The sequence below is a fragment of the Candidatus Chryseobacterium colombiense genome (assembly GCA_029203185.1).
Lineage (GTDB): Bacteria > Bacteroidota > Bacteroidia > Flavobacteriales > Weeksellaceae > Chryseobacterium > Chryseobacterium colombiense.
On the sequence record CP119310.1, the window covers coordinates 2,632,357 to 2,658,331 of the forward strand.

The 25,975-nt window shown below is 34.4% G+C and carries 23 protein-coding genes; 19 read left to right on the forward strand and 4 right to left on the reverse strand.

Translation table 11 applies throughout. The features are described 5' to 3' along the window. Nucleotides 1–7: 7 nt before the first annotated feature. From P0Y62_11725 to P0Y62_11740, 4 genes are all read right to left on the reverse strand, one after another. Nucleotides 8–1,162: a hypothetical protein gene (locus P0Y62_11725; GenBank protein ID WEK68519.1), complete on the reverse strand. Its 1,155-nt coding sequence runs from the start codon at nt 1,160–1,162 to the stop codon at nt 8–10. Between the two features lie 138 nt (nt 1,163–1,300). After that, complete coding sequence (locus P0Y62_11730; GenBank protein ID WEK68520.1) at nt 1,301–4,744, reverse strand: T9SS type A sorting domain-containing protein; 3,444 nt, start codon at nt 4,742–4,744, stop codon at nt 1,301–1,303. 251 nt (nt 4,745–4,995) lie between these two features. After that, on the reverse strand, nt 4,996–6,135 hold the full coding sequence (locus P0Y62_11735) for an EpsG family protein (GenBank protein ID WEK68521.1): 1,140 nt from the start codon (nt 6,133–6,135) through the stop codon (nt 4,996–4,998). After that, nucleotides 6,132–7,124: a hypothetical protein gene (locus P0Y62_11740; GenBank protein WEK68522.1), complete on the reverse strand. Its 993-nt coding sequence runs from the start codon at nt 7,122–7,124 to the stop codon at nt 6,132–6,134. Before P0Y62_11740 ends, P0Y62_11735 begins: the two co-directional genes overlap by 4 nt. A 188-nt stretch (nt 7,125–7,312) precedes the next feature. Between P0Y62_11740 and P0Y62_11745 the strand changes: the two genes are divergently transcribed. The 19 genes from P0Y62_11745 to P0Y62_11835 all read left to right on the forward strand — a co-directional run bounded on the left by P0Y62_11745 (nt 7,313) and on the right by P0Y62_11835 (nt 25,975). Then, nucleotides 7,313–10,966 (forward strand): MMPL family transporter, encoded by a 3,654-nt coding sequence (locus tag P0Y62_11745; GenBank protein WEK68523.1) that lies wholly within the window; start codon nt 7,313–7,315, stop codon nt 10,964–10,966. A gap of 42 nt (nt 10,967–11,008) precedes the next feature. Next, complete coding sequence (locus P0Y62_11750; protein WEK68524.1) at nt 11,009–11,923, forward strand: dialkylresorcinol condensing enzyme DarA; 915 nt, start codon at nt 11,009–11,011, stop codon at nt 11,921–11,923. Nucleotide 11,924: 1 nt separating this feature from the next. Further along, nucleotides 11,925–13,064, forward strand: a complete 1,140-nt coding sequence (locus P0Y62_11755) for a beta-ketoacyl-ACP synthase III (GenBank protein ID WEK68525.1) — start codon at nt 11,925–11,927, stop codon at nt 13,062–13,064. Next, nucleotides 13,064–13,495 carry a hypothetical protein gene (locus tag P0Y62_11760; GenBank protein ID WEK68526.1) on the forward strand — a complete coding sequence of 144 codons (432 nt, stop codon included), beginning with the start codon at nt 13,064–13,066 and terminating at the stop codon, nt 13,493–13,495. The genes P0Y62_11755 and P0Y62_11760 overlap by 1 nt, the downstream gene beginning before the upstream one ends. A gap of 62 nt (nt 13,496–13,557) precedes the next feature. Further along, nucleotides 13,558–14,001, forward strand: coding sequence for an ABC transporter permease (locus P0Y62_11765; GenBank protein ID WEK68527.1), 444 nt, complete (start codon nt 13,558–13,560; stop codon nt 13,999–14,001). A 4-nt stretch (nt 14,002–14,005) separates the two neighbouring features. Further along, on the forward strand, nt 14,006–14,410 hold the full coding sequence (locus P0Y62_11770; protein WEK68528.1) for a hypothetical protein: 405 nt from the start codon (nt 14,006–14,008) through the stop codon (nt 14,408–14,410). A gap of 105 nt (nt 14,411–14,515) precedes the next feature. Next, nucleotides 14,516–15,511: a BtrH N-terminal domain-containing protein gene (locus P0Y62_11775; protein ID WEK68529.1), complete on the forward strand. Its 996-nt coding sequence runs from the start codon at nt 14,516–14,518 to the stop codon at nt 15,509–15,511. 31 nt (nt 15,512–15,542) lie between these two features. After that, a complete protein-coding gene (locus P0Y62_11780; protein WEK68530.1) occupies nt 15,543–16,607 on the forward strand; it encodes a hypothetical protein in 1,065 nt (354 codons plus the stop codon). 77 nt (nt 16,608–16,684) lie between these two features. Next, nucleotides 16,685–17,443, forward strand: coding sequence for an ABC transporter ATP-binding protein (locus tag P0Y62_11785; protein WEK68531.1), 759 nt, complete (start codon nt 16,685–16,687; stop codon nt 17,441–17,443). After that, entirely contained in the window at nt 17,430–18,698 is a 1,269-nt protein-coding gene (locus P0Y62_11790; protein ID WEK68532.1) for an ABC transporter permease, read from the forward strand. Before P0Y62_11785 ends, P0Y62_11790 begins: the two co-directional genes overlap by 14 nt. Beyond that, complete coding sequence (locus tag P0Y62_11795; GenBank protein ID WEK68533.1) at nt 18,688–19,110, forward strand: acyl-CoA thioesterase; 423 nt, start codon at nt 18,688–18,690, stop codon at nt 19,108–19,110. The genes P0Y62_11790 and P0Y62_11795 overlap by 11 nt, the downstream gene beginning before the upstream one ends. Then, nucleotides 19,110–20,324, forward strand: a complete 1,215-nt coding sequence (locus P0Y62_11800) for a beta-ketoacyl synthase N-terminal-like domain-containing protein (protein ID WEK68534.1) — start codon at nt 19,110–19,112, stop codon at nt 20,322–20,324. The genes P0Y62_11795 and P0Y62_11800 overlap by 1 nt, the downstream gene beginning before the upstream one ends. 9 nt (nt 20,325–20,333) lie before the next feature. Continuing rightward, a complete protein-coding gene (locus tag P0Y62_11805) occupies nt 20,334–20,873 on the forward strand; it encodes a 3-oxoacyl-ACP synthase (GenBank protein WEK68535.1) in 540 nt (179 codons plus the stop codon). Nucleotides 20,874–20,968: 95 nt separating this feature from the next. Then, nucleotides 20,969–21,226: a phosphopantetheine-binding protein gene (locus P0Y62_11810; protein WEK68536.1), complete on the forward strand. Its 258-nt coding sequence runs from the start codon at nt 20,969–20,971 to the stop codon at nt 21,224–21,226. An 84-nt stretch (nt 21,227–21,310) separates the two neighbouring features. Continuing rightward, nucleotides 21,311–22,510 (forward strand): beta-ketoacyl-[acyl-carrier-protein] synthase family protein, encoded by a 1,200-nt coding sequence (locus P0Y62_11815; GenBank protein ID WEK68537.1) that lies wholly within the window; start codon nt 21,311–21,313, stop codon nt 22,508–22,510. After that, complete coding sequence (locus tag P0Y62_11820; GenBank protein ID WEK68538.1) at nt 22,507–23,568, forward strand: beta-ketoacyl synthase N-terminal-like domain-containing protein; 1,062 nt, start codon at nt 22,507–22,509, stop codon at nt 23,566–23,568. The genes P0Y62_11815 and P0Y62_11820 overlap by 4 nt, the downstream gene beginning before the upstream one ends. 332 nt (nt 23,569–23,900) lie before the next feature. Then, nucleotides 23,901–24,644 carry a polysaccharide deacetylase family protein gene (locus P0Y62_11825; GenBank protein ID WEK68539.1) on the forward strand — a complete coding sequence of 248 codons (744 nt, stop codon included), beginning with the start codon at nt 23,901–23,903 and terminating at the stop codon, nt 24,642–24,644. 103 nt (nt 24,645–24,747) lie between these two features. Further along, on the forward strand, nt 24,748–25,374 hold the full coding sequence (locus P0Y62_11830; GenBank protein WEK68540.1) for an outer membrane lipoprotein carrier protein LolA: 627 nt from the start codon (nt 24,748–24,750) through the stop codon (nt 25,372–25,374). After that, nucleotides 25,340–25,975, forward strand: a complete 636-nt coding sequence (locus tag P0Y62_11835; GenBank protein WEK68541.1) for a hypothetical protein — start codon at nt 25,340–25,342, stop codon at nt 25,973–25,975. The genes P0Y62_11830 and P0Y62_11835 overlap by 35 nt, the downstream gene beginning before the upstream one ends.

The following is a 25,975-nucleotide window of genomic DNA, read 5'->3' on the forward strand; positions in this document are numbered from 1 at the left end:
GGTCTGCTTAGAGCATTTTATTTAACAAATCCATTGGTGCTATACATATCCTGTAGAACAACCCTTCGAATGTAAAACCTCTTCCCGACATCTCTACCCGATAAATGAGTGAGAGAATTATAATAAGCAGCGTTACGTAAAATTTTTTATTTATAATTATTGTTTCTGAACTATATGCTGAGTTCGTTTTTTTCAGTAACAGACCAAAAAGAATGATGATAAACATCATATGGATATACATCCATCTTCCCCAATCAATTGCCAGATAAAAAAGAGGCAGGGAAAATAAAAAAGCTCCTATCAGGAGAATGGATATTATTTTTCTTTCTGTTAAATATTTCAGGTAAAATGCAATATGAAAAATGCTTATTCCTAAACTTAAAAAATACAGTTTATATTCATTAAAGTGCTGTATGATATACTGCCTTTCATTTATATTCCAAAAAAATATTCCTCTGGTAAATATAACTCCTCTTTCTTTTAAAATATTCAGCGATTGTCCCTCATTGATTTGTTTTCCGAAAAGCATAAGTAAAACGGCCGGAATAAATACAGCAAGAATATATTTCAAATATCTTTCAAGTTCTATCTTTCCCGTTTTTAAGTATAGTGTTATCAGAAAATACGGGATAAAAAACAAGGTAACTTCATGAAATAGGGTAGATACAAAAAGAGCTATAGAAAATCCCCACTCCCGGATTCTGGTAAGCTTGTTATTATCTATTAAGTAGACAAAGAATGCAAATAAAAAGAATACAATAAATTCTTTTTTTCCAACATAATCGACACAGTTCAGCAAGCCGACAAAACCTATTGAAGAAAGCAATAAAGAGAGATATAGAAAGGTAGCTTCTTTATATTGTATGATTTTAAAATAGTAATAAAAAAACAACGAGATGATGATCACCTGAAAAATATAGACTAAAATATTCAGCTTCACTCCCGTCATATCCTGTACAAGGAAAAAGAAACTTCCGGACAGACCTCTTCTTTTAAAACCTCCATCCTGATAATTTACCAGCCAGTCTCCTAAAATATAGCCATCTGACCGGACATTATGCAAAAAGGTAAAGGCAAGCGTATAAATTGCGGTTATTACAATGAGAAAATAAATAAAATTCTTACTGTTGAAACGAGAGATCATTTTTTCTAACACGGTCATTACTTAGGGAATTTCCACAAAAAAAAGAAACATACAGAATTTTATTTTTTAATCATACATTCCTTTCAATCAAAAGTATGAATTTAAAAACATTTTAATACTATATGTTTCCTCCTAAATAGATGAGATGTTAAAAAACTATCGTTTAATAATTTTCGTTACTGTTTCGTAATTATTGATTTTAACTAAATACACTCCAACAGGAAGAGCGGAAAGATCAGCCTGGTTATTTTTAAACTGCCCCGCCAAAACAAGTTGTCCGGCAGCATTAAATATCTGAAATTGATACAGTTTACCTGCAACTCCTTTTACATATAAGCTATTACGAACAGGATTTGGATATAAAACAAGTGTATCCTCTTCTTTATCCAGATTAGTTGTTGCTAAATTCCCGGAAGAGCCACCCACTCCAACAGTTACCATATTTTTAGGTATTACTCCCAGTTCCTCGCCATTCTGATCAAATTTCATTTTTACGCATCTGCAATTCATTCCAAAGTAAGGATCATTATTATCATGAAAAGCAATCATTCGGTTTGCAGTTGATGCGGCATCAAAAAGAATATTAACGGGTCTTCCGATATAATTGGAAGTAAGCGCATCTGTCCATACTCCGGGATACTGAAAATTGTTTACATTAAATGTTCCCTGAGCAGTTTGATTGGCCGTTACGCTTCTAAAGCCTCTAGAACCCGAGTTGGGATAATTGCCAACCTGATAGCTGGCATCATTATACATGTAGCCTATCGTGGTAGAAGTACTGTTTCGAACCCTGGTTCCTAAATAATCACTAGCAACACTATAGCTTGTTGCTACGTTCTTATCTTTTTTATACCAAGGAGAGATTCCAAAATCTTTATTACTCACTATTGTAACACCTGTCAAATCAGGAATTCTCCACCCCGCAGGACACGGATCAAAAGGAGATTTTTTACCACCTCTTCCCCATCTATCCGCAGCAAGATTAGGTTCTGTTGCAAGCCAGTCTGTTCCGTTGGTATAATTGGGAACAGAAGAATTATAGGAAGCAAAGCTACTTGGTATCATATATACCATAGGATGTCCTACCGCATAAGAAATTACTTTTGCAATTTTTTGCGAAGGCCTGTCTGTAGATAAAACATTTGCATTTGAGGCATTCGAATAAGTAGTATAAGGAACAATATAGTTACCGGCAAGATCATTATACACTGCCGGAGTAAGCGTAGTATAAGCAACAGTCCCATTGCTCGAAACACTACCTAAAAACACATTATAACCTGATCTGTTATCAGCATTTTGAAATGATGGAATAGGATCTTTTCTTCCCCATTGATACTGCAAACCTGTCGATGCACGAATTTTTGCGAGTTCAGCAGCAGTCGGAGTCAAAGGATCGGCAACCTGAGGAAAAGCATCAGTAGCTCCCAAGTTCCTGTCCATGAATTCTGTTTTTAAAATATCTCCTTTAGGAATATAATTCACATAATTAGTTGCTGTAGCGTCTGGCAATTCAGTTGTATAATTATAACTGCTTACATCCGTATCCGTCACCCAAATATGCCATGACCAGTACACAGGATTTGTAATACTTCCGTTATGCAAAGTTATAACCGCATTACCGCTCTGGTTCGGATTGATATTGACAACAATCTTGGAATTACCTAATACCGCAACTGATCCCGGAGATGGGTTTGTTACAGTTACTGTATTTATTAAAGATGTATTGGTTGTCCAAAGAACATTCGCTTTTAAACTATTAAAGTTCACGGCATTTAAAATTGCTTCATTTCCCAGCAACTGACTTTGTACAGAAAATGCCTTACTTACAGGAATTTCAACAGTAGATAAAGTATTAGATTTTACTATCTGATACGTATTGGGATTATTTAAACCCTCAACATATTCTACTGGTGCGCTGAAATATTCAGTTGGAAAGTCATAATCATCAATGACGTATAATGGATCTTTTAAACATCTGCAGGCATTCGCATCTGATGTTTTCACCGCAGATGTCGGCATATACCAATACCTCCCTTTAATATTAGGCTTGGAAGGATCCGGTACATCAGTCTGATATTGATCTGAGATCATAAACATCGATCTTGCACCTACTGCAGGAGTAGTATCAAAATGTCTCGCCATCGTAGCCGTCCACAATCCCATATGATGCTGATCTGTATACTGACCCGCTTGGGAATCTATGGTTAATTGGCCGGTTCCGGGGAAAATCCCCATATTCATTCCTCCTACATTAGAAAAATCAAAACCTACATTAGGATATACTTTTACTCCTTGTAAAAATGAAGGTACATTGGTATTATTTGGCTTGATGATATGATATCCGTTAGATTCAAATACATCCTTTCCTAAACTGGTTTGTACTCCAAAAGGAGAAAAATCTATACGAATATCGTCTACATAAGACGCCGAACCTAAATTCGCGGTTAACATAGAAGGAATTCTCCATCCATTCGGGCAAGGATCAAACGACGACTTGTCTTTGTATACCGCTGCATTATCAGGATTATTATAATCTGTTATGATTTTCCCTTCGGAATTGTCTGACCATAAATTAAGCTCAGACAATTTATTATCAGTTAGTGTAGAGGACTTTCCAAACCAATTCACCATCAAATTTGTATTGTTATTGTAATACGCAGGTCCCGAATTATCGTCCTTGTTTACATAAATTAAGCTTAAAGGATTTTTTACAGCAAGCTGGATATTATTGTTAACCGTAGCATTTGAAAGCAGTACAAATTGTCGTAGATTATCGAAGTTCGTTGCATTATCAAAATTTTTTGCCGCTCTGTGTCGAATCCTCCCTATTGTACCCGAAACTTCATAAAAATCTCCACCTTTCATTACCAAAGGAGGAATAGGATCTTTTCTTCCCCACTGATAAAGCAATCCTCCATTTCTATTCCATTCTGTTCCTGTGATAGAATTACTGACAGCTCCTAAATTCCGGTCCATCCACTTCCATTCTGAATCCGGAATTACTTCCACAGTTCCGTCATTCCTCTTTCTTTTAACTCCCGGAAAGCTTTTATAGGTTGATCCGTTACCAGGATCTTCCGTAACCCAAACGTGCCAAGACCAGAAAATCACTCCATTTACCCTAAACGCAATCACAGCGTTACCTTCTTTCGATTTATTAATGGGAATTTTGATCTTCGCATCTTCTCCAGCCCCAACTATTTCAAGACTGTAATTCGTATTGGCTTTGATCAGACCGTGAACATCTTCCCACAAAACATCTGCAGTAACAGTACCGGAAGGCACACCAGATGTACCAAAAAAAGAATTAGTCTGCCAGATTGCATATGCTTTTTTTACTGGAATATAAATCCCCCCATAAGAAGAATTCGGATCAAAAACATAACTATTGGGTGCTTTTGTCCAATCTTTCAATAAAGTCTTGGAATATTGATTGTTTTGTTTTGTTGAAACTCCTGTTTTATAATCACCCTCCTTTGAAATTCTCAATTTTAAGGAGTCATTTTTCATAGTAGAAAAACCAAAAACAGGAATCAAAAACATCGCGAATAAGGCTGCCAGCCGAATAAGCTTATTATTTCTCAAACTTATTATTCTCAAAAAAGTGAATTTTACAAGTTCTAAAATCATATATGGTAAAAATTATTAATAATTAAAATTTAATATATTTAATTTGAACAAAAACTAAACATATACATTTACTAATAAATTATTCACCACCCATGTTTGAATGCAAAAATATAATAATATTACACAGAAACAATTAATTTAAGATTAATTTTAATCCAAACAGACAAAACGAAAAAAGCGATACATTACGTATCGCCCTATTTAAAGCAAAAAGCGCAGATTTATGGTAGAAGATGATTTTTATACAGTTCAATCGTAAATCTTCCGTTTACAATATTTTTAAAACTCGAGAAAACGACAAAATTGAACATAACCAAAGCGATTATAAAAGTATAAATTGTTTTTTTAGTGTTCTCAGAAGCCACGTACATTGCATTCGGAATGATGATATAGGAGAATCCAATAAATGCACCCGCCAAACGAGAAGAAAAAATAGGGTTATTTCTAAAAATAAAGTAAAAACAGATCCCAATAACGGCATAATTCCTGTGATATTCATAGTAGGGAAAACTCTCTTTCATTTTTGTGTCGAAAAAGAAAAGGAAAAAGGTAAGAATTCCCATCATGACCTCAGGAATTCCGAATCCTCCGTTAAGCCTCTGTACTGTTTCATCAATATATCCGTTAAAACCCTCTACCAATTCACTTTGAGAAGCAATACTCGTCAAGAAATCTCCGAAAACACGATAGACTTCAAAAGGAGATAGGATTACAGAACCAACTATAAGAATGAGCATCCAGGTCTTATTGAGAGGTACACGAACCAACCAATACATGGGTAAGAAAATATAACAGACATTGTGAATACCGGCACCTATATAAATAAACAGAAGGTAATAAAACAGCTTCCTCTGTTTAATAAATTTAATGGCAAAATAGACTATAAACGATCCCAAACACTGCCTAATCTGTCCGCTTTCCCCAATAAAAAAACCGGGAATAAACATAAACAACATGAAGGTGAACGGATAAAAAGTATTATCCTCAACATATTCTACTTTAAAAAAGATCGTGAATATGGCAATCACGAAGGTAAGCATGTAAAAAGGTGCATTGAAAACATTAAGCATAATCTTATTGATCAATACAAAAAGCCATTCCAGCTCCATAGGTTGCGGCCCATCCAGATTAAGAGCCTTCATAAATATGCTTATATAATCTTTTGTTCCCGAATAAATATATATTCCCCGGTAACTTCCATAATCCGGTCCTACCTGATCTCTAAGCCCCGCGACAATAATAAGATAACCCCCTAAAAACCAAAGCCATTTCTTATCAACCCTCTTGGAAAAAACTTCCTGAAAGCTGAAGATCATCATGTAAATAATAGCAATAAGATAATATGGATGCAGGATACTCATGAAACAGTAGGGTATTTTTTCAACTCATGAGAAGCTACCACAAAGCCGGTCAGGAGTAAAGGTATAAAAAGTCTCGTTTCCCAGAAAATCCCCACAAAAGCAATCATTGCCAAATAGGGAGAGGAAAAAAGAAGATATTTTTTCAATATAATCTGTTGATTCGGTGTACAAATTTGAGACACAAAATACAATCCCAAAACCCCGAAGCATAAACCTGCCAAATTAAAAGGACTGGTAAAATTTTTAACTACATAAACACCTTCCGCAAAGGAAACCTGTTGAGGAATAAAAAATTTCAATCCAAAATAGGCCGATAAAAAAGCTACCACAAGAAAAGTAACTTCTTTTATGCGGTTAAAATCCAACTTTTTTATATTCACAAAAAGAGCCGCAAAGAAAGCAATATTCAGGCAGGCCGTTTCTCTTACAAAAGTGGAGACAAAAACCAAGACAACTAATAACAGAAAATCATTGATTTTTTTATATTGAAAATATCTTAAGCTCAAAAAAATTCCGAAAAGATAAAAAAAGACCGCTATACTATCACAATTTGTCGGCACATACTGTGTGATTACAATAAAAAAAACAGCCAGCAAATGTACAAGTCTTTTTATTCTGGTATCGTGAAAAAAAACTGAAGGATTAAGCTTAAAAATTAAAGATAAAAGAACCGAAGACAAAACAAAAAACAAGCTGTTTACAAGAAAAACGCTATGATAAAATAAGCTTCCGTGCTTTAGTAGAAAAATTTTCAGATCAGGAAATCCATTTACTATTTGAGTAAAAATATCACCTGCATGAACGCTTAAGTAATTAGGAATAACCCGGTAAGCATATACTGAAGAAAACATAAAATCCGGAGCTTTCTCCCACATTTTCATATTCACATAAGAAGATTCAAAGCCATAATATGCCATGAATAAAAGAAGGAACGGGAAAATTATGACAAATAAAAAGTCATTTATTTTTTCATCAAACAGTTTATGCATACAAAACAGTTCCTCGAATTAGAATGATTTTGTTTCAAAGTCTTTCTAGAAAGACATTATTTGCAAAAGTATAAGTTTTTTTCATTCGGGCTATAAATATTTTATTGATTTTCAAATCAAACTTTCTTAATAAAAATTTTGAACTCCCTCCTAAAAATTTAAATTTGCAAACTTGATTTTATAATGTAATGCATCGTTTCTTCATATTTTTATATTATCTCATCTCAAAAAATAAGATTCTTTCTGTATTTACTGCAGTAGGAATAGCTGTTTTATGCGTTTTTTTTGCTTCGAAAATTAATTTTGAAGAAGATATCAATCAGATAATTCCTAAAAATGAAAAATCCGATCTTACGGCAAAAGTTCTCAAGCAACTTAATTTTTCAGATAAGATCATTGTCATTATTGAAAATAAATCCAAAGAAGATCAATTTCAGCTTTCAGAAACTGCCGATTCTTTTTTAACCCAAATTGAGCCTTTACAAAAATACATTGGCTCTGTTCAGGGAAAAGTAAACGATAATGAAATTTCGGAAACCTTCGATTTCGTCAATCAGAATCTTCCTTTATTTTTAAATGAAAACGATTACATAGAAATTGAGAGAAAACTCCAAAAAGACAGCATCGCAAAGCAGGTTGAAAATAATTATGTATCGCTTGTTTCCCCAACAAGTCTGGTCACTAAAGATTTCATAAAAAAAGATCCATTGGGAATCACTTTTTTAGGTATCAAAAAACTAAATGCATTAAATATCAGTAAGGATTTTAAGCTGGAAGACAATTATATCGTTACCAAAGACGGGAAAAACCTCCTTCTGTTCATCGATCCTAAAAACAAAAGCAACGACACCAAAAATAATGAAGCTTTCGTTAATCAATTAAATGAAATAAAAAACAACCTCAACAAAAAATTCAAAGGAAAAACAGAAATCAGCTATTTCGGCTCTCCGGTGATTGCTGTTGCCAATGCCCAGCAAATCAAAAAAGACATTCAGAATACAGTCATTATTTCTATGACGGTACTTTTACTTTTGCTGATTTATTATTTCAGAAACGTTTTCACCCCCATTATTGTTTTTCTTCCCACCGTTTTCTCCGTTCTATTGGCTTTGCTGATCTTATATTTTATTAAAGATAAAATTTCAGCTATTTCTTTAAGTGTAGGAGCTATATTAGTAGGAATTACCATCGACTATGCACTTCATATTTTAACACATTATAAGCATAATAACAATATTGAAGAGCTTTACAAAGAAATCACGCAACCTATTATTTTAAGTAGCGCTACAACGGCAGTTTCGTTTCTTTGTCTGGTTTTTGTACGTTCGGAAGCACTGAAAGACCTGGGACTTTTTGCAGCAATCACAGTTATTTTATCATCCATTACTGCACTGATCATTGTTCCTCAACTCTACAAACCGAAGACAAAAGAAAAAGCGACCAACACCAACTTTATCGATAAAATAGGTGCTTATCCTTATGAAAAAAACAAGCCTTTAATTATCGGCTGTTCCGTGATTATTTTGATCTGTCTTTTCGGTTTCAGACATGTAGGTTTTAATGAAGACATTGGAGATTTAAATTATATCCCTGAAGATCTAAAAATAAGTGAAGCCAAACTGCAGAAGCTTTCAGACATTACCTCAAAATCTATTTATACCATTTCTTACGGAAATTCAGAAAGCGAGGCCTTAACCAGAAACTCTCAGCTGAGTCAGTTTTTAGAAAAAGAAAAGAAAGAGGGAAAAGTTTTAAGCTACAACTCTCTCGGGAATATTGTTCTCTCGAAAAAAGACCAGCAAAAAAAGATTGAAAACTGGAAAAAATTCTGGGACACTCATAAGAAAAATCAAACGATTTCCGAACTGATCAAAAACGGAAACCAATTCGGATTCAACAGTTCGGCATTTAATCAGTTTAATGAAAATTTAAATAAAAGTTATTCTACCTTAACCTTAAAAGACTATGAAAAAGTAAAAGCTTTACAGATTTCTGAGTTTTTAAGCAACGAAAATGGGTTTTATACCGTTTCGAATGTTGTAAAAGTAGATGATAAAAAAAGAGATGCTTTCATCAGAGATGTTGAAAAAAAGCATGATGCTTTGGCGATTGACCGTCAACAAATGAATGAAAACTTTTTAGGTCTACTGAAAAGAGATTTTAATACCCTGATCAATTATTCTTTACTGGCCATCATTATAACAATTATCATTTTCTTCCGGAATTTTGAACTGACCGTCCTCACGATGTTTCCCATTGTTTTAACAGGAGTTGTGACCGCGGGAATTCTCTATTTTTTAGGATTAGAACTCAATATTTTCAGCACGGTTGTTTGTACTCTGGTTTTCGGAGTGGGAGATGATTTCAGCATCTTCCTTACACAGGCCATGCAGAAAGAACATACCACAGGAAAAAATGAACTGCCTACTTACAGAACCTCTATTATCCTGGCTGTTTTCACCACAGTACTTTCTATTGGTTCTTTAATTTTTGCCAAACATCCCGCATTACATTCTTTGGCTTTAGTCGCATTAATCGGAATGTTCTCTGTAATTATTATTACCTCAACTTTATATCCGTTCTGGTTTAGATTATTAATTACAAACAGGGTCAAAAAAGGTCTTTCACCGATTACCTTCAGATTATTTATCAATTCTGTCTTCTCCTTTTTATATTACGGATTGGGAGGATTAATTTTCTCTGCATTCGGAAGTATTTTTGCGAAAAAATCAAAAGGAAGAACTTTAGAGATTATCAAATTAATCTTAGCTAAATTTTTAGTTTCCGTTTTATATACCAATCCTTTTGTAAAGAAAAGATTGATAAGAAATCCTAATGAAGATTTCAGCAAACCTGCCGTAATCATAGCCAATCACACTTCTTTCCTTGACACTCTTGCATTGGCGATGGCCAATCATAAAATTATTTATCTGGTTAATGACTGGGTATATAATTCGCCTATTTTCGGAAAAATGGTAAAAGCTCTTGGATTTTATCCCGTTTCTCAAGGCATTGAAAATGGTATGGATCAATTGAAAGAAAAAGTAGCACAGGGTTATTCTTTAGTTGTATTTCCGGAAGCAGAACGTTCATATACCAATGATGTAAAAAGATTCCACAAAGGAGCATTTTATATAGCACAGGAATTCGGGTTAGATATTGTTCCGGTTTATATTCATGGAAACTCGGAAGTGCTTCCAAAAGGAGACTTCATTATCTATGACGGAGCTATTACTGTAAAAATCGGGGAACGAATTCCTAAAGACAATCTGAATTTTGGGAAAACATATTCTGAAAGAACAAAAAAGATCAACGCGTATTTCAGAGACGAATTTTCAAAACTCAGAAATGAATTAGAAGGTGAAAACTATTTTAAAAAGAAATTATTTTTAAGCTTTTTATACAAAGATGCTGATGTCGTAAAAGAAGTAAAAGAAGATTTTAACAAAAACAAATCGGTCTATTTTGAACTGAATAAACATCTTCCAAAAGACGGAAACATTCTTCATATTGCTGATGATTACGGTCAAAAAGATATTTTGCTTACATTGCAACAGGCACGCAGAAAGATATCCAGTTTTATGACTGACCCGGAAAAACATGAAGTTGCACAGCATAATTATATTGTAAAACAGAGAAAGATCAAATACATTACAGACTTCTCTGAAATTGACAAAGAAATTGATACTCTTTTGATCTCTGTGGATTCTTTTGATCTTAACCGTTTAAAAGAACTTCCTCAGAAAATTATTTTTATTTGCGAAGAAAATTTTTCTTTAGAACATGAAAATTACACCTTAGAATTCAGTTCAGCATCAATAAAAATATATAGACATACATAATATACCGTTGAAAAACATATTTTTGTAAATAATAACAAACACATGAAGAAGAATATACTTGTACTCTATTATACTCAGACAGGTCAACTCGAAGATATTGTAAAGAACATAGCCCGTCCCTTCGAAGATAAAAAAGACGAGTACCATGTTACTTATTATAATATTAAGATGAAAAAGGACTTTCCTTTTCCGTGGCCGAATGATGTATTCTTTAATACATTTCCTGAATCGTATTTACAGATCCCAAGTGAAATTCTTCCGCCATCCGATGAGGTATTGAACACAAAATATGATCTTATCATTTTCGGATACCAGGTTTGGTATTTAACACCTTCTATTCCTATCATTTCATTCTTAAAAAGCAGCTATGCAGAAAAAATTCTGAAAGACACTCCCGTTGTTACCGTTTCAGGGACAAGAAATATGTGGATGTTCTCTCAGGAAAAACTGAAAGTATATTTAAAGGACATGAAAGCCAGACTGGTAGGAAATATCGCTTTGGTAGACAGACATGACAATTACACAAGCGTATTGACCGTGATTCGCTGGATGATCGGCGGACAAAAAGAAAAGTCAGGACTGCTTCCTGCAGCAGGAGTTTCAGATGAAGAGATCAACGGATCGGTGAAGTATGGGGAAATTATCGAAAAGCATTTCAGCAATAATGATTTAAATACTCTTCAGCCGGATCTGGTAAAAAACGGTGCCGTGGAAATCCGCGCATTCCTGGTAAGAGTAGAGAAAGTAGGAAATAAAATTTTCACTATTTGGTCTAATCTTATCATGAAGAAAAAAGAGAAGCGACCATTGCTGATCAAATTCTTTAAGGTATATTTGATGGCTGCGATATGGATCATTTCACCTATCGTATTGGTTTTACACTTATTAACAACACCTATCTTTTGGTTTAAAAGAAAAAAACAGAGAGAATATTTACAAGGAATTAATTTAAAATAGAATGTACGACGTATTTATAACAAAAGCATCAAAATACTTACCCAATGAGCCGGTTTCTAATGACGAAATGGAAACGTATCTTGGTTATATAAATGGCGCAAAATCTAAAGCAAAAGCCCTTATTTTAAGAAATAATAAAATCACGACAAGATATTACGCTTTAGACAAAGAAGGAAATCCTACTCATACGAATGCTCAGATCACAGCAAAAGCGATTGAGGGACTATTTGATGAAAATTTCAAAAAGGAAGACATGAAATTATTATCTGTAGGAACTACATCTCCCGATCAGATTCAGCCTTCGCACGCTTCAATGGTTCATGGTGAGCTCAACATCGGAAGATCTATTGAAATTAATACCGCAACAGGACTTTGCAACTCAGGGATGAATGCCCTGAACTACGGATTCCTTTCCGTGAAAGCAGGAGTTCAGGAAAAAGCTGTTTGTGCAGGCTCTGAAAGAATGTCGGCCTGGATGACTGCAGATAAATTCAATCATGAAGCAGAAAATCTAATTTTGCTTGAAGAGAGACCAATCATCGCCTTCAAAAGAGAATTCCTGAGATGGATGCTTTCAGACGGAGCCGGAGCTTTCTTGCTGGAAAACAAACCAAGAGAAAATGCGACCAATTTAAAAGTAGAATGGATCGATTTCTATTCATACGCTCACGAGATCGAAGCTTGTATGTACGCTGGCTGCGAAAAGCAGGAGGACGGAAGCCTGAAATCCTGGGCAGATTATCCATCAGACGAATGGCTGAAGCAATCCATCTTTGCATTAAAGCAGGACACAAAAATTTTAGATAAATATATTCTGGTAAAAGGTGCGGAAAGTTTAAGATCATCTTTCGACAAACACCAGCTTGATCCGGAGGCTGTTGATCATGTTTTGGCCCATATCTCTTCAGGATATTTTAAAGAAGGTTTAAAAGAAGAATTTGCCAATGTCGGCTTGGATTTTCCTTGGGAAAAGTGGTTCTATAATCTTTCTGAAGTTGGAAACATCGGAGCGGGATCTATTTTTATCGCTTTAGAACAATTAATGAATTCAGGAAAACTGAAAAAAGGAGAAAAAGTACTTCTTTGTGTTCCTGAGAGTGGAAGATTCGCGTATTCTTGTGCTTTATTAACGGTTTGCTAATGGAAAACAAACTACCAACATCTGACCAAAACTTTGTGGAAAGCTTAATTCCGCAGCGATTTCCTTTTGTAATGGTAAACAGCATTTCAGCCTACTCAGAAACACAATTGGTTTCAGGATTTGAAATAAAAGAGGAAAACATTTTTGTTCAGGACGGAATTTTTCAGGCTTCAGGCTTGGTAGAACATCAGGCACAGAGTGTGGCTTTGCATACCGGATACAAATATTATTTATTAGGAAAAGAAGCTCCAACCGGTTATATTGGTGCTATCAAAACTTTTGAAGCCATACAGTTACCGAAATTGGGAGACCAACTGACTTCAGAAGTGTCCATTATTAACGAAATGATGGGGGTAACTTTAGTCGACATTGTCACAAAGATCAACGATGAGGTGATTGCAAAATCGCAGATGAAAACGGTTGTAATGTAATTTATACTTTAATAGACCTCATAGGCTTTTGAAACTTATGAGGTCTGGTAAAATAAAATATAATGGAAATCAAGGAAGAAAATATCATCAATATCCACAACTTTTTGCCACATCGCGAACCGATGTTAATGGCGGATTATATCTTGGAATTAACCCAGGAAAAAGTGATCACTTCCTTTGAGATAAAAGAAGATAATGTTTTTGTTCACAATAATGAATTCGTTGAAGCAGGTTTGATCGAAAATCTAGCACAGACCTGTTCATCCATTCTCGGACAAAGTTTCTTCGAAAATCCTGATGCAGACACGAAGGTCATCGGTTTCATCACCAACATTAAGAAAATTGAAGTTTTCGCCTTACCGAAAGTGGGTGATAAGATCATTTCAAAAGCTTCTTTGATTTCTCAGTTTGAAAATATCTGCCATATCTTCTGTGAGACATTTAACAATGATGAATTGTTGATACGGGCTGAAATTAATTTGTTTATTCAAGAAGTAAAACACTAAGCCAATGAAAAAACAAGACCTTCCTCAGGATGAAAGCAATCTGAAGTCAGCCAACATGACCGAAGTGTTGTATGTGACGGATGAAAATGACAATTACACCACAGCCAACAGCATTGGTTGGGACGCCAAAAAAGCAGCACTGGAAGAATCAATGGAGCTGATTCATGAGCGTATTGAAGAAGCAAAACAAAATGTTGCCAATAATATCGTAAGTCCTATTATTTATTTCATGGAACTGAATAAAATGGATCTACAGGTTCTTGCAGCCTATGTCGGAATGTGGCAGTGGCGCGTAAAAAGACATGCAAAACCAAAAATTTTTAAAACACTAAGCGAATCCGTACTGAAAAAATATGCCGACGCTTTCGGAATTTCAGTGGATGAACTAAAAAACTTTAACGGTAAATAATTAATTTAAAATAGAAAATCATTCCGTTTTGTCATTCTGACGAAGGAAGAATCTCTACGTAATCCAGACGCAATTATTTTCCGTGATAAAAAGAGAAAAGCAAAAATGAAACTTAATTTCGAACACCATCAGACCGCACATTGCGAAAACGGTGTTGCCTCTAATTTACTGTTAAACAAAGGGTTAAATCTCAGCGAACCCATGATCTTCGGAATCGGTTCCGGATTGTTCTTTGTATATCTTCCTTTTTTAAAAGTGAATTTCGCTCCCGGTTTCAGTTATCGCCCGATGCCCGGTGCGATTTTCAGCAAAGCGGCAAAAAGACTGGGAATAAAAATTAAAAGAATTAAATTCTCAAATCCGGCAGAAGCTCAGAAAGCGCTGGAAAAAAATTTAGAAAATAATATCCCGACGGGGCTTCAGGTCGGCGTTTTTAACCTTACCTATTTCCCTGAAGAATATAAATTCCACTTCAACGCTCACAACTTAGTTGTTTACGGAAAAGAAGACGGAAAATTCCTGATCAGTGATCCTGTGATGGATTACACCACTACGCTTACCGAATCCGAACTGGAAAAAGTAAGATATGCAAAAGGCGCTCTTCCGCCAAAAGGTCATATGTACTACCCTACTTACATTCCCGAAAATGTAAATCTGGAAGAAGCGATCAAAAAAGGAATTAAAGATACCTGCAAAAATATGTTGGCTCCCGTTCCTATTATTGGAGTAAAAGCCATGCGTTGGGTAGCCAAAAGCATCCCGAAATGGGCGGCAAAAAAAGGAACAAAAACGACCAATCATTATTTGGGACAATTGATCAGAATGCAGGAAGAAATCGGAACCGGAGGCGGTGGTTTCAGATTCATTTACGGAGCTTTCTTACAGGAAGCTGCGGTGATCCTTAAAAATGATGAATTGAGAAAGCTTTCTAAAGAAATTACAGCAATCGGTGATCTTTGGAGAGATTTTGCGGTGGATATCGCACGTGTTTACAAAAACAGAAACTCGAAAAGTGATATTTACAACCAGCTATCAAAAACAATGCTTCATATTGCAGATCTGGAAGAAGCTTTCTATAAAAAACTGAGAAAAGCGATCTAAAATCACCAATAATTAAGTTTTTAAGAAGGCAATGTGGAAATTGATTAAAACTGCTTTTAAAATAATAATATTTTCTTTTTTCTTTGTTTCGTGTAAAGAAGAAAAATATAAATATGACATTTTTGATTTCAGCACTGAATTACAGCCTTCCTTAAAAAGTCTTTCAAATGAAAAATCACTTCCTTCAAAAGATACAATTGCAAGAAAATTCATTGAAAAACATGCAACAAAGGAAGAATTAATTAAATTGATGGATTCAAAAAATCCTATATTAAGAGTCATAGGATACAAAACAATTGTAAATAGACAAGAACCTGAATATTTTGATTTGTTAAAAAACCATCTAAGTGATACAGCGAAAGTAACTTGGTGGTATTATGAAGATGCTGGAAGTAAATTTAATGTGTCTGATTTGATGATTAGAAAAGCTTATGAGAAAAATGGTCTATCCCCAATTCAAAAAAAGTATTTGGTAGAAAAAGTTTTACTCGAACATCCCTATTTAGAAACTTCTACCTGGATGATTCAGGATATTAATCCAAATGAAAAGTATTATAACTTGATTAGAAAAAGAGCTAAATTAAAAAGCGCCAGATGCGGAGAACAATTATCTGCCTGTTTTGCATTAAGCAAATTTAAAAAGAAAGAAGATTTAAATTTACTCCACCAGATTTTTGAACAAAATATCAATAATGATTATTGCATAACGTGGATTCTTCGTAGTATTGAAAAATATCCCGACGAAAAATTCTTTCCGATTTTGGAAGATTATTTTAATAAAAAAATAAAAGGTAAACTTTCAGCAAAAGATAATATATTTGATGATATCCTTTATTTCTCAAGAGCTATATCCGCATATAAAAATGAAAGAGTATTAAGGATTTTAAAATATATAGAACAAAATAATACTTATATCAACAAACCATATTGGCCACCCTCAAATAAAAAATATGTCTACAAAGCTATTCTTATAAATTATGATAAAATTTATGACGATTTAATCAAACAACTTCAAAGTGAATTTAAAAAAGAAGATTTAGACAAATTAGGATTTGGACGACAATTGCTTGAATATGATGAAGAATCAGATTGGTAAAATTGTTTATTAACAACAGCTAGAAAATCAAAGATTTAAAGCTTAGTTTTTTTGTTTATTAAATATAAAAATATTGGATGTCAAATTTCATCATCGAAATAAAAAATCTTTACAAAAAGTACAAAAATGCAGAAGAGTTTTCTGTAAATAATATCTCGTTGAATATTGAAAAAGACGAAATCTACGGAATTCTCGGTCCAAACGGAGCCGGAAAAACAACGTTAATTTCCATGCTTTCGGGTTTAATAAAGCCTACATCGGGAAGTTTTAAAATCAATGGATTGTCTCCTCAAAAAGATGGTTTCAAACTAAGACAGATCATTGGAATCGTTCCTCAGGAATACGCTTTATACCCAACCTTGACCGCCAAAGAAAATCTGATGTTCTTTGGAAGCCTGTATGGTTTAAGCCATAAAAATTTAAAAAATGCTATTGATGAATCTTTGGAGATCATGGGTTTATCAAAATTTGCAGATAAAAAAGTAGAACAGTTTTCAGGAGGGATGAAGCGCCGCTGCAATCTGATCGCGGGAACGCTGCATAATCCGAAAGTTTTATTTTTGGACGAACCAACCGTAGGCGTTGATGTTCAGTCTAAAAAAGCTATCATTGATTATCTTTTGGATCTGAATAAAAAAGGAACCTGTATTATTTATACTTCGCATCACCTTTCGGAAGCGGAGGAATTTTGTACAAAAATTGCTATCATCGACCACGGAAAAATCCATGCTGTTGGAACTCCCGAAGAATTGGTGAACCGGGTGGCAAGTGCCGAAAATTTAGAAGATGTTTTCATTTCATTAACCGGAAAAGAATTAAGAGATGTTGTTGTATAAATTGTGGAGAAGTTTCGTTAAAGAAATCCTTCTGCTGAAAAGAGATATCGGAGGAATCGTCATTATTTTCGTGATGCCTTTATTGTTGATTATCACGATTACCCTGATTCAGGACTCTACGTTTAAAAATTTGGAAGGTTCAAAAATTCCAATTATTTTTATTGATAACGACAAATCAGAAGTTTCAAAAAATATAAAACAGGAACTCGAAAGCAGCAAAACATTCGAATTGCTGACCAATTTTACTGAAAAATCCGCTCAGGATGCTGTTTTTGGTGGCGATTATCAAATGGCAATTGTTATTCCTAAGAATTTAACAAAAGATATCAATTCAAATATTGATTCTAAAGTTCAGACCATCGTCAGTTCATTCGGTTTGGAAACAGATTCTTCCGCCGTGAAGAAAACGGTTTCAAAAGCGAAAGATATTCATCTGTATTTCGATCCGGCTACGAATATCGGCTTCAAAAACAATGTCATGAATGCCGTGAACAAAATGGTTTTTGAAATCGAAAACAAAAAGATTTACAAAGCTTTCCAGGATCAGCTGGGAACGACAGAAAATCTGGAAGAAAATAAAAACTTAATCAGCTTTAAAGAAATCACACCGAAAAAAGACAACATGGACGTCATGCCGAATTCCGTTCAGCACAACGTTCCGGCTTGGGCTTTATTTGCCATCTTCTTTATTGTGGTTCCTTTATCGATTAATTTAGTGAAAGAAAAAAGTCAGGGAACAAGTGTAAGAGCGAGAATCAGCCCGACTCCCTATTTTATCCATATTTTAGGAAAAACATTTACTTATCTTATTATTTGTATCATTCAGTTTTTACTGATGGTTGCGGTAGGAATTTACCTTTTCCCTTACATGGATTTACCACAGTTCGATGTTACAGGAAAAATGTTCCAGCTTATTGTTGTGACCCTATTTTCAGGTTTGGCAGCGATTGGTTTTGGTGTTTTATTGGGAACAGTAGCCGATACGCAGGAACAGTCTGCGCCGTTTGGGGCAACTTCGGTTGTTGTTTTGGCTGCTGTCGGCGGAATCTGGGTTCCGGTATTTTTAATGCCTGAATTTATGCAGACCATCGCCAAATTCTCTCCTATGAATTGGGGCTTGAATGCGTACTACGACATTATTTTAAGAAACAGCGGAATCGGCGGAATTGCCAAAGAAATCACTTTCTTATTTTTATTTTATGTAGCTATGGTCGCTATTTCATTATTTTACGAAAGAAAACAAAATGCAGTCTAAAGAAAATTTAACTTGTACAGAGGAAGTCCGCGTAAGGTTCAACGAAACAGATCCGTTGGGAATTGTCTGGCATGGACATTATATTGTGTATTTCGAAGACGGAAGAGAAGCTTTCGGAAGACAGCATGGCTTGACGTATCTTGATATTCAGAAAGCAGGTTACGTTACTCCCATCGTGAAAAGCACTTGTGAACATTTTCTTCCATTAAAATACGGGGAAACCTTTAAAATTGTAACTACTTTCGTGAATTCAAATTCTGCGAAATTGATTTACAGATACGAGCTTTTTAACGAAGACAATAAATTGGTCTGCTCAGGAGAAACCATTCAGGTTTTCCTGGATTCTGACAATAATTTATGCTTATATAATCCTGAGTTTTTTCAGGCCTGGAAAGATAAAATGGGATTATAATGAAGAAGGAAGTTTACATTACAGATTACAACTGCGTCACACCTTTAGGTTTTGATGTTTCTTCGAATTGGAATGCCCTTTTGGAAGGAAAATCAGGCGTAGCTTTACATAAAATCATAGAAAATCAGAAGCCTTTTTATGCTTCCATGATTGCTTCTGAGAAATTAAATGAAGAATTTAATAGATTCTTCGACGGAGATCAGAAATCGGAGATTCGGCGTTTAGCCAATGACAACGTAAGCTTCACAAGGCTTGAAAAAATGTTCTTGCTAAGCTTAAAACCTTTGGTTGAAAAACATCATATTTCAGACGAAACCGCTTTTATTTTATCAACTACAAAAGGGAATATCAGCTTATTAAAAAACCAACAGACTTTACCGGAAGGCGTTTTTCTTTCCAGTTTAGCTCAAAAAATTGCTGATTATTTTGGATTTAAAACAAAACCAATTGTTGTTTCCAATGCCTGTGTTTCTGGAGTAATGGCGATTGCTATTGCAAAAAATATAATTCAGGCAGGAAAATATAAAGATGCTTTTGTCATTGCGGGAGACGAAATTTCAGAATTTGTGATTTCTGGATTTAATTCTTTTCAAGCCATTGGAACAGAAATTTGCAAACCCTACGACAAAAACCGTGACGGAATCAATATTGGTGAAGCCACGGCTGCAGTTTATATAACAAGTTGTCATTGGCTAAACGCCGAATCTTCGATTTCTGACGAAGGAAGAATCTCACAAAACGAAAAATTTAGTTTTAAAATTTTAGGAGACTCTGCCATTAATGATGCTAATCATATTTCCGGACCTTCAAGAACCGGTGACGGATTGTTTGCAAGCATCAAAAATGCAGTGACAGAAGCCAATATCTCAGCAGAAAAAATAGATTTTATTTCTGCACACGGAACAGCAACCATATACAACGACGAAATGGAAGCCATCGCTTTCAACCGAATGGAATTACAAAATGTTCCTCTAAATAGCATGAAAGGTTATTATGGACATTGTTTGGGAGCATCGGGATTGTTAGAAAGCATTATTTCAATGGAAAGTGCTTTGAAGAATATTTTAATTCCGTCTAAAAATTTCGAAGAAACGGGAACTTCTCAACCTTTGAATATTATTAAAGAAAACCAACCTGCAGAAATCAAATATATTTTGAAAACGGCTTCAGGTTTTGGCGGGTGTAATGCAGCCATTGTTTTGGAAAAATGTTAAAATGAAACCATGAAGAAAACAGACATTTGCACCATAGAAAATTCAAAAATCGTTCTCAACAATGAGATCATTTTTGAAACTCCCACTGAAAATTTTTCAGATTTTGCGAAAGAAGCTTATAAAAGTTTAGCATTGAATTATCCGAAATTTCATAAAATGGATAACTTAAGCAAACTCGCTTTTCTCGCTTCTGAAATGATTTTAAAGGACGAAGACCACAGCAGAACAGCTTTGGTTTTTGCCAACAGATCATCAAGTTTAGATACCGATTTCAAATATCAAGAAAGCATCAATTCACAGCAAAATTATTTTCCGAGTCCTGCGGTTTTTGTGTATACTTTACCCAATATTTGCGTTGGCGAAATCAGCATCAAACATAAAATGCAGACAGAGAATGCTTTTTTTGTTTTGGACGAATTTGATGAAAATTTTTTAACCGATTACGCAGCGCAGATTTTGCAGTCAGGCAAGGCTCATCAAGTATTGTGTGGCTGGGTAGAACTCTATCAGGAAAGTTATAAAGCTTTTGTATATTTGCTTACGAACTAACGTAACAATTTAACAATATAACAATGTAACAATGATTCGCAGTTATCCATTAGTAAACTGGTGCACTGCTAGATTGGTACATTAAAATAATTTTTATGGAAAACTTAAGAGAAGAATTAAAGCACAAAATCATCGAAGTTCTTAATTTAGAAGACGTTGCAGTAGAAGAAATCAAAGATACAGATCCGTTATTCGGCGGAGGTCTTGGATTGGACTCTATCGACGCTCTGGAATTGATCGTGCTTTTGGATAAAGAATACGGAATTAAATTAGCCGATCCGAAAAAAGGGAAAGAAATTTTCTCTTCTATCGACACCATGGCGAAATTCATTGAAGAAAACAGAACGAAATAATTCAATCTGGCAATGTATCAATTTAACAGTTTACCAGTATTCTTACACTGTTGAATTGATACATTGTTACATTATAAAATTAAAATGGGTCAAAAAATTGCCATAACAGGAATGGGCATCATTTCCGCAATTGGAAACAATGTGGAAGAAAATTTGAGTTCGCTAAAATCCGGAAAACATGGAATTTCAGACATTAGCTTGTTTGAGACTCGTCATTCCGGAAATATTAAAACCGGCGAAATAAAATTGTCAAATGAAGAACTTATTGAAAAACTTCAGTTAAATGAAGATAATAATGCGACAAGAACTTCTTTATTAGGAATGATTGCTGCAAAAGAAGCCGTAGAAAGTGCCGGAATTTCCGACATTAATGAATATAAAACCGGATTAATTTCTTCAACAAGCGTTGGCGGAATGGACGTTACCGAAAAATATTTCTACACTTACGAAGACTTTCCTGAAAAGCAAAAATATATTGACGCTCACGATGCAGGAAATTCATCGTTATTGATTGCAGATTATTTGGGTCTAAAAGGCATGGTTTCAACGATCAGTACCGCTTGTTCGTCTGCAGCCAATGCGATTATGATGGGTGCAAAACTCATTAAAAACGGCGTTTTGGATCGCATGATTGTTGGTGGAACAGATTCTCTTTCAAAATTTACATTGAATGGATTTAATACGCTGATGATTCTGACGGATTCTTACAACACACCTTTTGACAACGACAGAAAAGGTTTGAATCTCGGCGAAGCAGCCGCTTTCATCGTTCTGGAATCTGATGAAGTCGTTAAAAAAGAAAATAAAAAAGTCTTAGGTTATCTTTCAGGCTACGGAAATGCGAACGATGCACATCATCAAACCGCTTCTTCGGAAAATGGACAGGGAGCTTATTTAGCCATGGAAAAAGCATTGAAAATTTCAGGTTTAGACAAAGAAAATATCGATTATATCAACGTTCATGGAACGGCAACTCCGAATAATGATTTGTCGGAAGGTATTGCTATGATCAGAATTTTTGGAGAAAATAAAGTTCCCGAATTCAGTTCTACGAAAGCTTTTACGGGGCATACTTTGGCAGCGGCGGCAGGAATTGAAGCGGTATATTCTTTATTGGCCATTCAAAACAATCTTATTTTCCCGAATCTGAATTTTAAAACCAAAATGGAAGAATTTGATTTAACGCCCGTGACTGAGCTCAAAGAGAAAAATATTAACCATGTTCTTTCCAATTCGTTTGGTTTTGGAGGAAATTGTTCAACTTTAATTTTCTCAAAATCATGAGTGCAGTTTACATCAACAGTGCAGCCTGTATCTCGGTTCAGGACACTTTAAACGAGAATTTTTTCCAAAATCTTAAGCTTGAAAATTCATCTCAGGTTTTAAAAGCGATCGAACCCAATTACAAGGAATTCATTCCGCCTGCAGCAAGCAGAAGAATGTCTAAAACAGTAAAAATGAGTTCCGTAGCTTCACAATACGCTTTGAAAGAAGCCGGAATCGAAAATCCTGACGCGATTATCGTCGGAACAGGAATGGGCTGTTCCCAGGATTCTGAAAAATTCCTAAAAAATGTATTGGATAATAATGAAGAGTTTCTCACTCCGACATTTTTTATTCAATCTACACACAATACTGTTGCGGGGCAAATTGCTTTAGGATTGCAATGTCACGCGTACAATTTTACATATGTCAACACCTCTTCGTCGCTGGAATTTTCGTTTTTAGACGCAAAATTACAGATCAATGATGGCGAAGCGGAAAACGTTTTGGTAGGCTCAACAGACGAACAAACCGACCGGACAATGGAATTGTACAGATTGAACAAAACCATTAAAAAAGAAGAAAATCTTCCCGTTAATTATCTGAACTCAACAACAGACGGCGTCATTTGGGGAGAAGGCGCAAGCTTTTTTGTTTTAGGGAAAAATAAAACGGAAAATTCTTATGCTCAATTGCGAGACATCCAGATCAATAGCCAATTAGATTTGGAAGAAACGGAACAATTTGTTGAAGATTTTTTAGCTAAAAATAATTTATCTGCTCAAGATATTGATGCTGTGATTTTAGGTTTCAGCGGAGATGCGAAATCGGATGTTTATTACACGAAAGCAATGAATTTGTTTGAAAATTCAGCATTGTTGTATTATAAACATTTAAGCGGAGAATTTAATACGGCGAGTGGTTTTTCAACGTTTATGGCTTGTCATATTCTTAAAAATCAGGAAATTCCGGAAGTGATAATGATTAATTCTGTGAAGAAAGAAGGGATTAAAAATATTTTGCTTTATAATCATCTTGGAGAAAGTGATCATAGTTTGGTTTTGTTGGGGAAAGTTTAAAAGCAAAACCTAACAGCTTTTTGAAACCTGTTAGGTTTGAGAATTTAGAATTTTAACATAGAGGCTCAAGATTTTATTTTAATGTTTGAAAAAATTTTTCCTTTCACTCAGCAAAATAAACAGTGTAATTGTCATTTCGACGAAGGAGAAATCTCTTAATAATCTTAACACCTAAACTGAAACTTAATGGTTAATTTTAATCTGAAACATTAAGAATTATATTTAAGGATTAAGAATATTAAGTTGAGATTCTTCATTTCGCTTTGCTCCATTCAGAATGATATTGTTGATACAATTGCGGATATTTTAAACCAAATTCAAAAACAATAAAGATGAAACATTACCCATTTATTCTATTTTATCTTTTCTGTAACGTGTTTATTTATGCGTTTCATGGGACTTTTTGGGTGTATTTGTTTTGTTTTTTATTGTTTTCTGCGGTTGTTGTTTGGGGTTCTTTCGATATTGAATTAGGATATTTTGTTAACAGCATTACTCATAAAAGAACAAAGATCAAGGAAGTGGCCCTGACTTTTGATGATGGTCCGACAGAATTTACACCGAAGTTTTTAGATCTGTTAAAAGAAAACAATGTAAAAGCTACCTTTTTCTGCATCGGGAAACAGATTGAAAAATATCCCAAAACGTTCCAAAGAATTATTGCAGAAGGTCATACGGTTGGAAATCACACTTTTTCACATTCGAACACGACAGGTTTTTTGTCAACCGCAAAAATGGTTGAAGAGATTGAAAAATGTGATGAAGTGATGTTGAAAATTGGAAACTTAAAGACGAATTTATACCGTCCACCTTTTGGTGTTACGAATCCGAATATTGCCAAAGCCATCAAAAAAACTCCCAAAAAAAGTATCGGCTGGAATGTCCGCTCTCTCGATACGATTACAGAAGATGAGAAAAAAATTTACCAAAAAGTTACCAAAGGATTGAAAAAAGGAAGTATCATTCTTCTTCACGACACTTCGGAAAAAACGTACAATGTTTTGGTAGATTTATTAGTATTTTTGAAGGATAAAAATTATTTAACTTTTACAATTGATAAATTTGAAAACCACTAAGTCCACAAGGATTTTACCAGGAACACAAGAATTATTAAATATTCAATCGTGTCCTTTGTGAAATCCATGTCATCCTTGCGGTTAAATTTAAAGACGTTAAACAATGATTAAAAATATAGCTTTAAGCACTCTTTTATTAATTTCGACTTTTGTCTTTGCTCAAAACACGGCGATGTCGGCGACAGAATCAAAAGCATTTGTAGCCAAAGTTTCTTCGGAAACCAAAGAAATAAAAACCTTACAGGCAGATTTTACCCAAACCAAAAAAATGGATTTTCTGGATAAAAGCATCGTAACGTACGGGAAAATGTCTTTAAAGACTCCGAATATGCTGAGCTGGAAGTATACGAAACCTTATCAATACAGCATTGTTTTCAAGGATAATAAAATTTTCATCAACGATCAGGGGAAAAAATCTTCTGTCGATGCGAAAAGTAAAACTTTTGAAAAAATCAATAAACTGATTGTCGGAAGTTCAAACGGACAAATGTTTAACGATCCTGAATTTTCTGTGACTTACTTGAAAAATGCCAATTTCAACATTGCAAAATTTACCCCGAAATCGGCTCAATTGCTGAAATATATTAAGCAGATCGAATTGAGTTTTCCGAAAGGACAATCAACGGTTTCTCAGGTGAATATGACGGAAGCTTCAGGTGACACGACGAATATTGTTTTCAAAAATACCAAGATCAATGCGCCGATTGCTGCTTCAGAATTCAGTTTATAGTCTGATTTTCTTACTGTTTGTTTCGTGTAAAACCTACAAACTTACGGATGCAAAACCTGTTTCTAATTCTGAAAAAACGGTTGAAAATTTATACTTTTCTTCCAATGAAGATTATGTTTATAAATGCCAGATGGATATTTATAAAAATCACGTTAGCGGAATTTTGATATTAAAAAAAATTAACGAAACGACGCATCGTGTTGTTTTAACTTCAGATTTCGGAAATAAATTAATCGATTTTGAAATTTCTGATAATGATTTTAAACTGAATTATGTTCTTCCTGATTTAGATAAAAAAATCGTCATCAACTTTTTAAAGAACGACTTTCAACAGCTTTTAAAAAGAGAATATCCTGTGACTGAAAGCTTTGAAAATGAGAATTCGAAAATTTATCTTTCTAAAGTTGATAAAAAAATCTATTATTTATTCTTTAACAAAGAAAATGGTTTATTGAAACAAATCATTTACACGAAAAATAATAAGGAAAAAATCGATTTTACTTTTGATGCAAAAAAACATATCTTCGCGGATAGTATTGATCTTCAACACAAAGATTTCAAGATCAACATAAAACTATTTCAAATAACTGAAACAGAATAA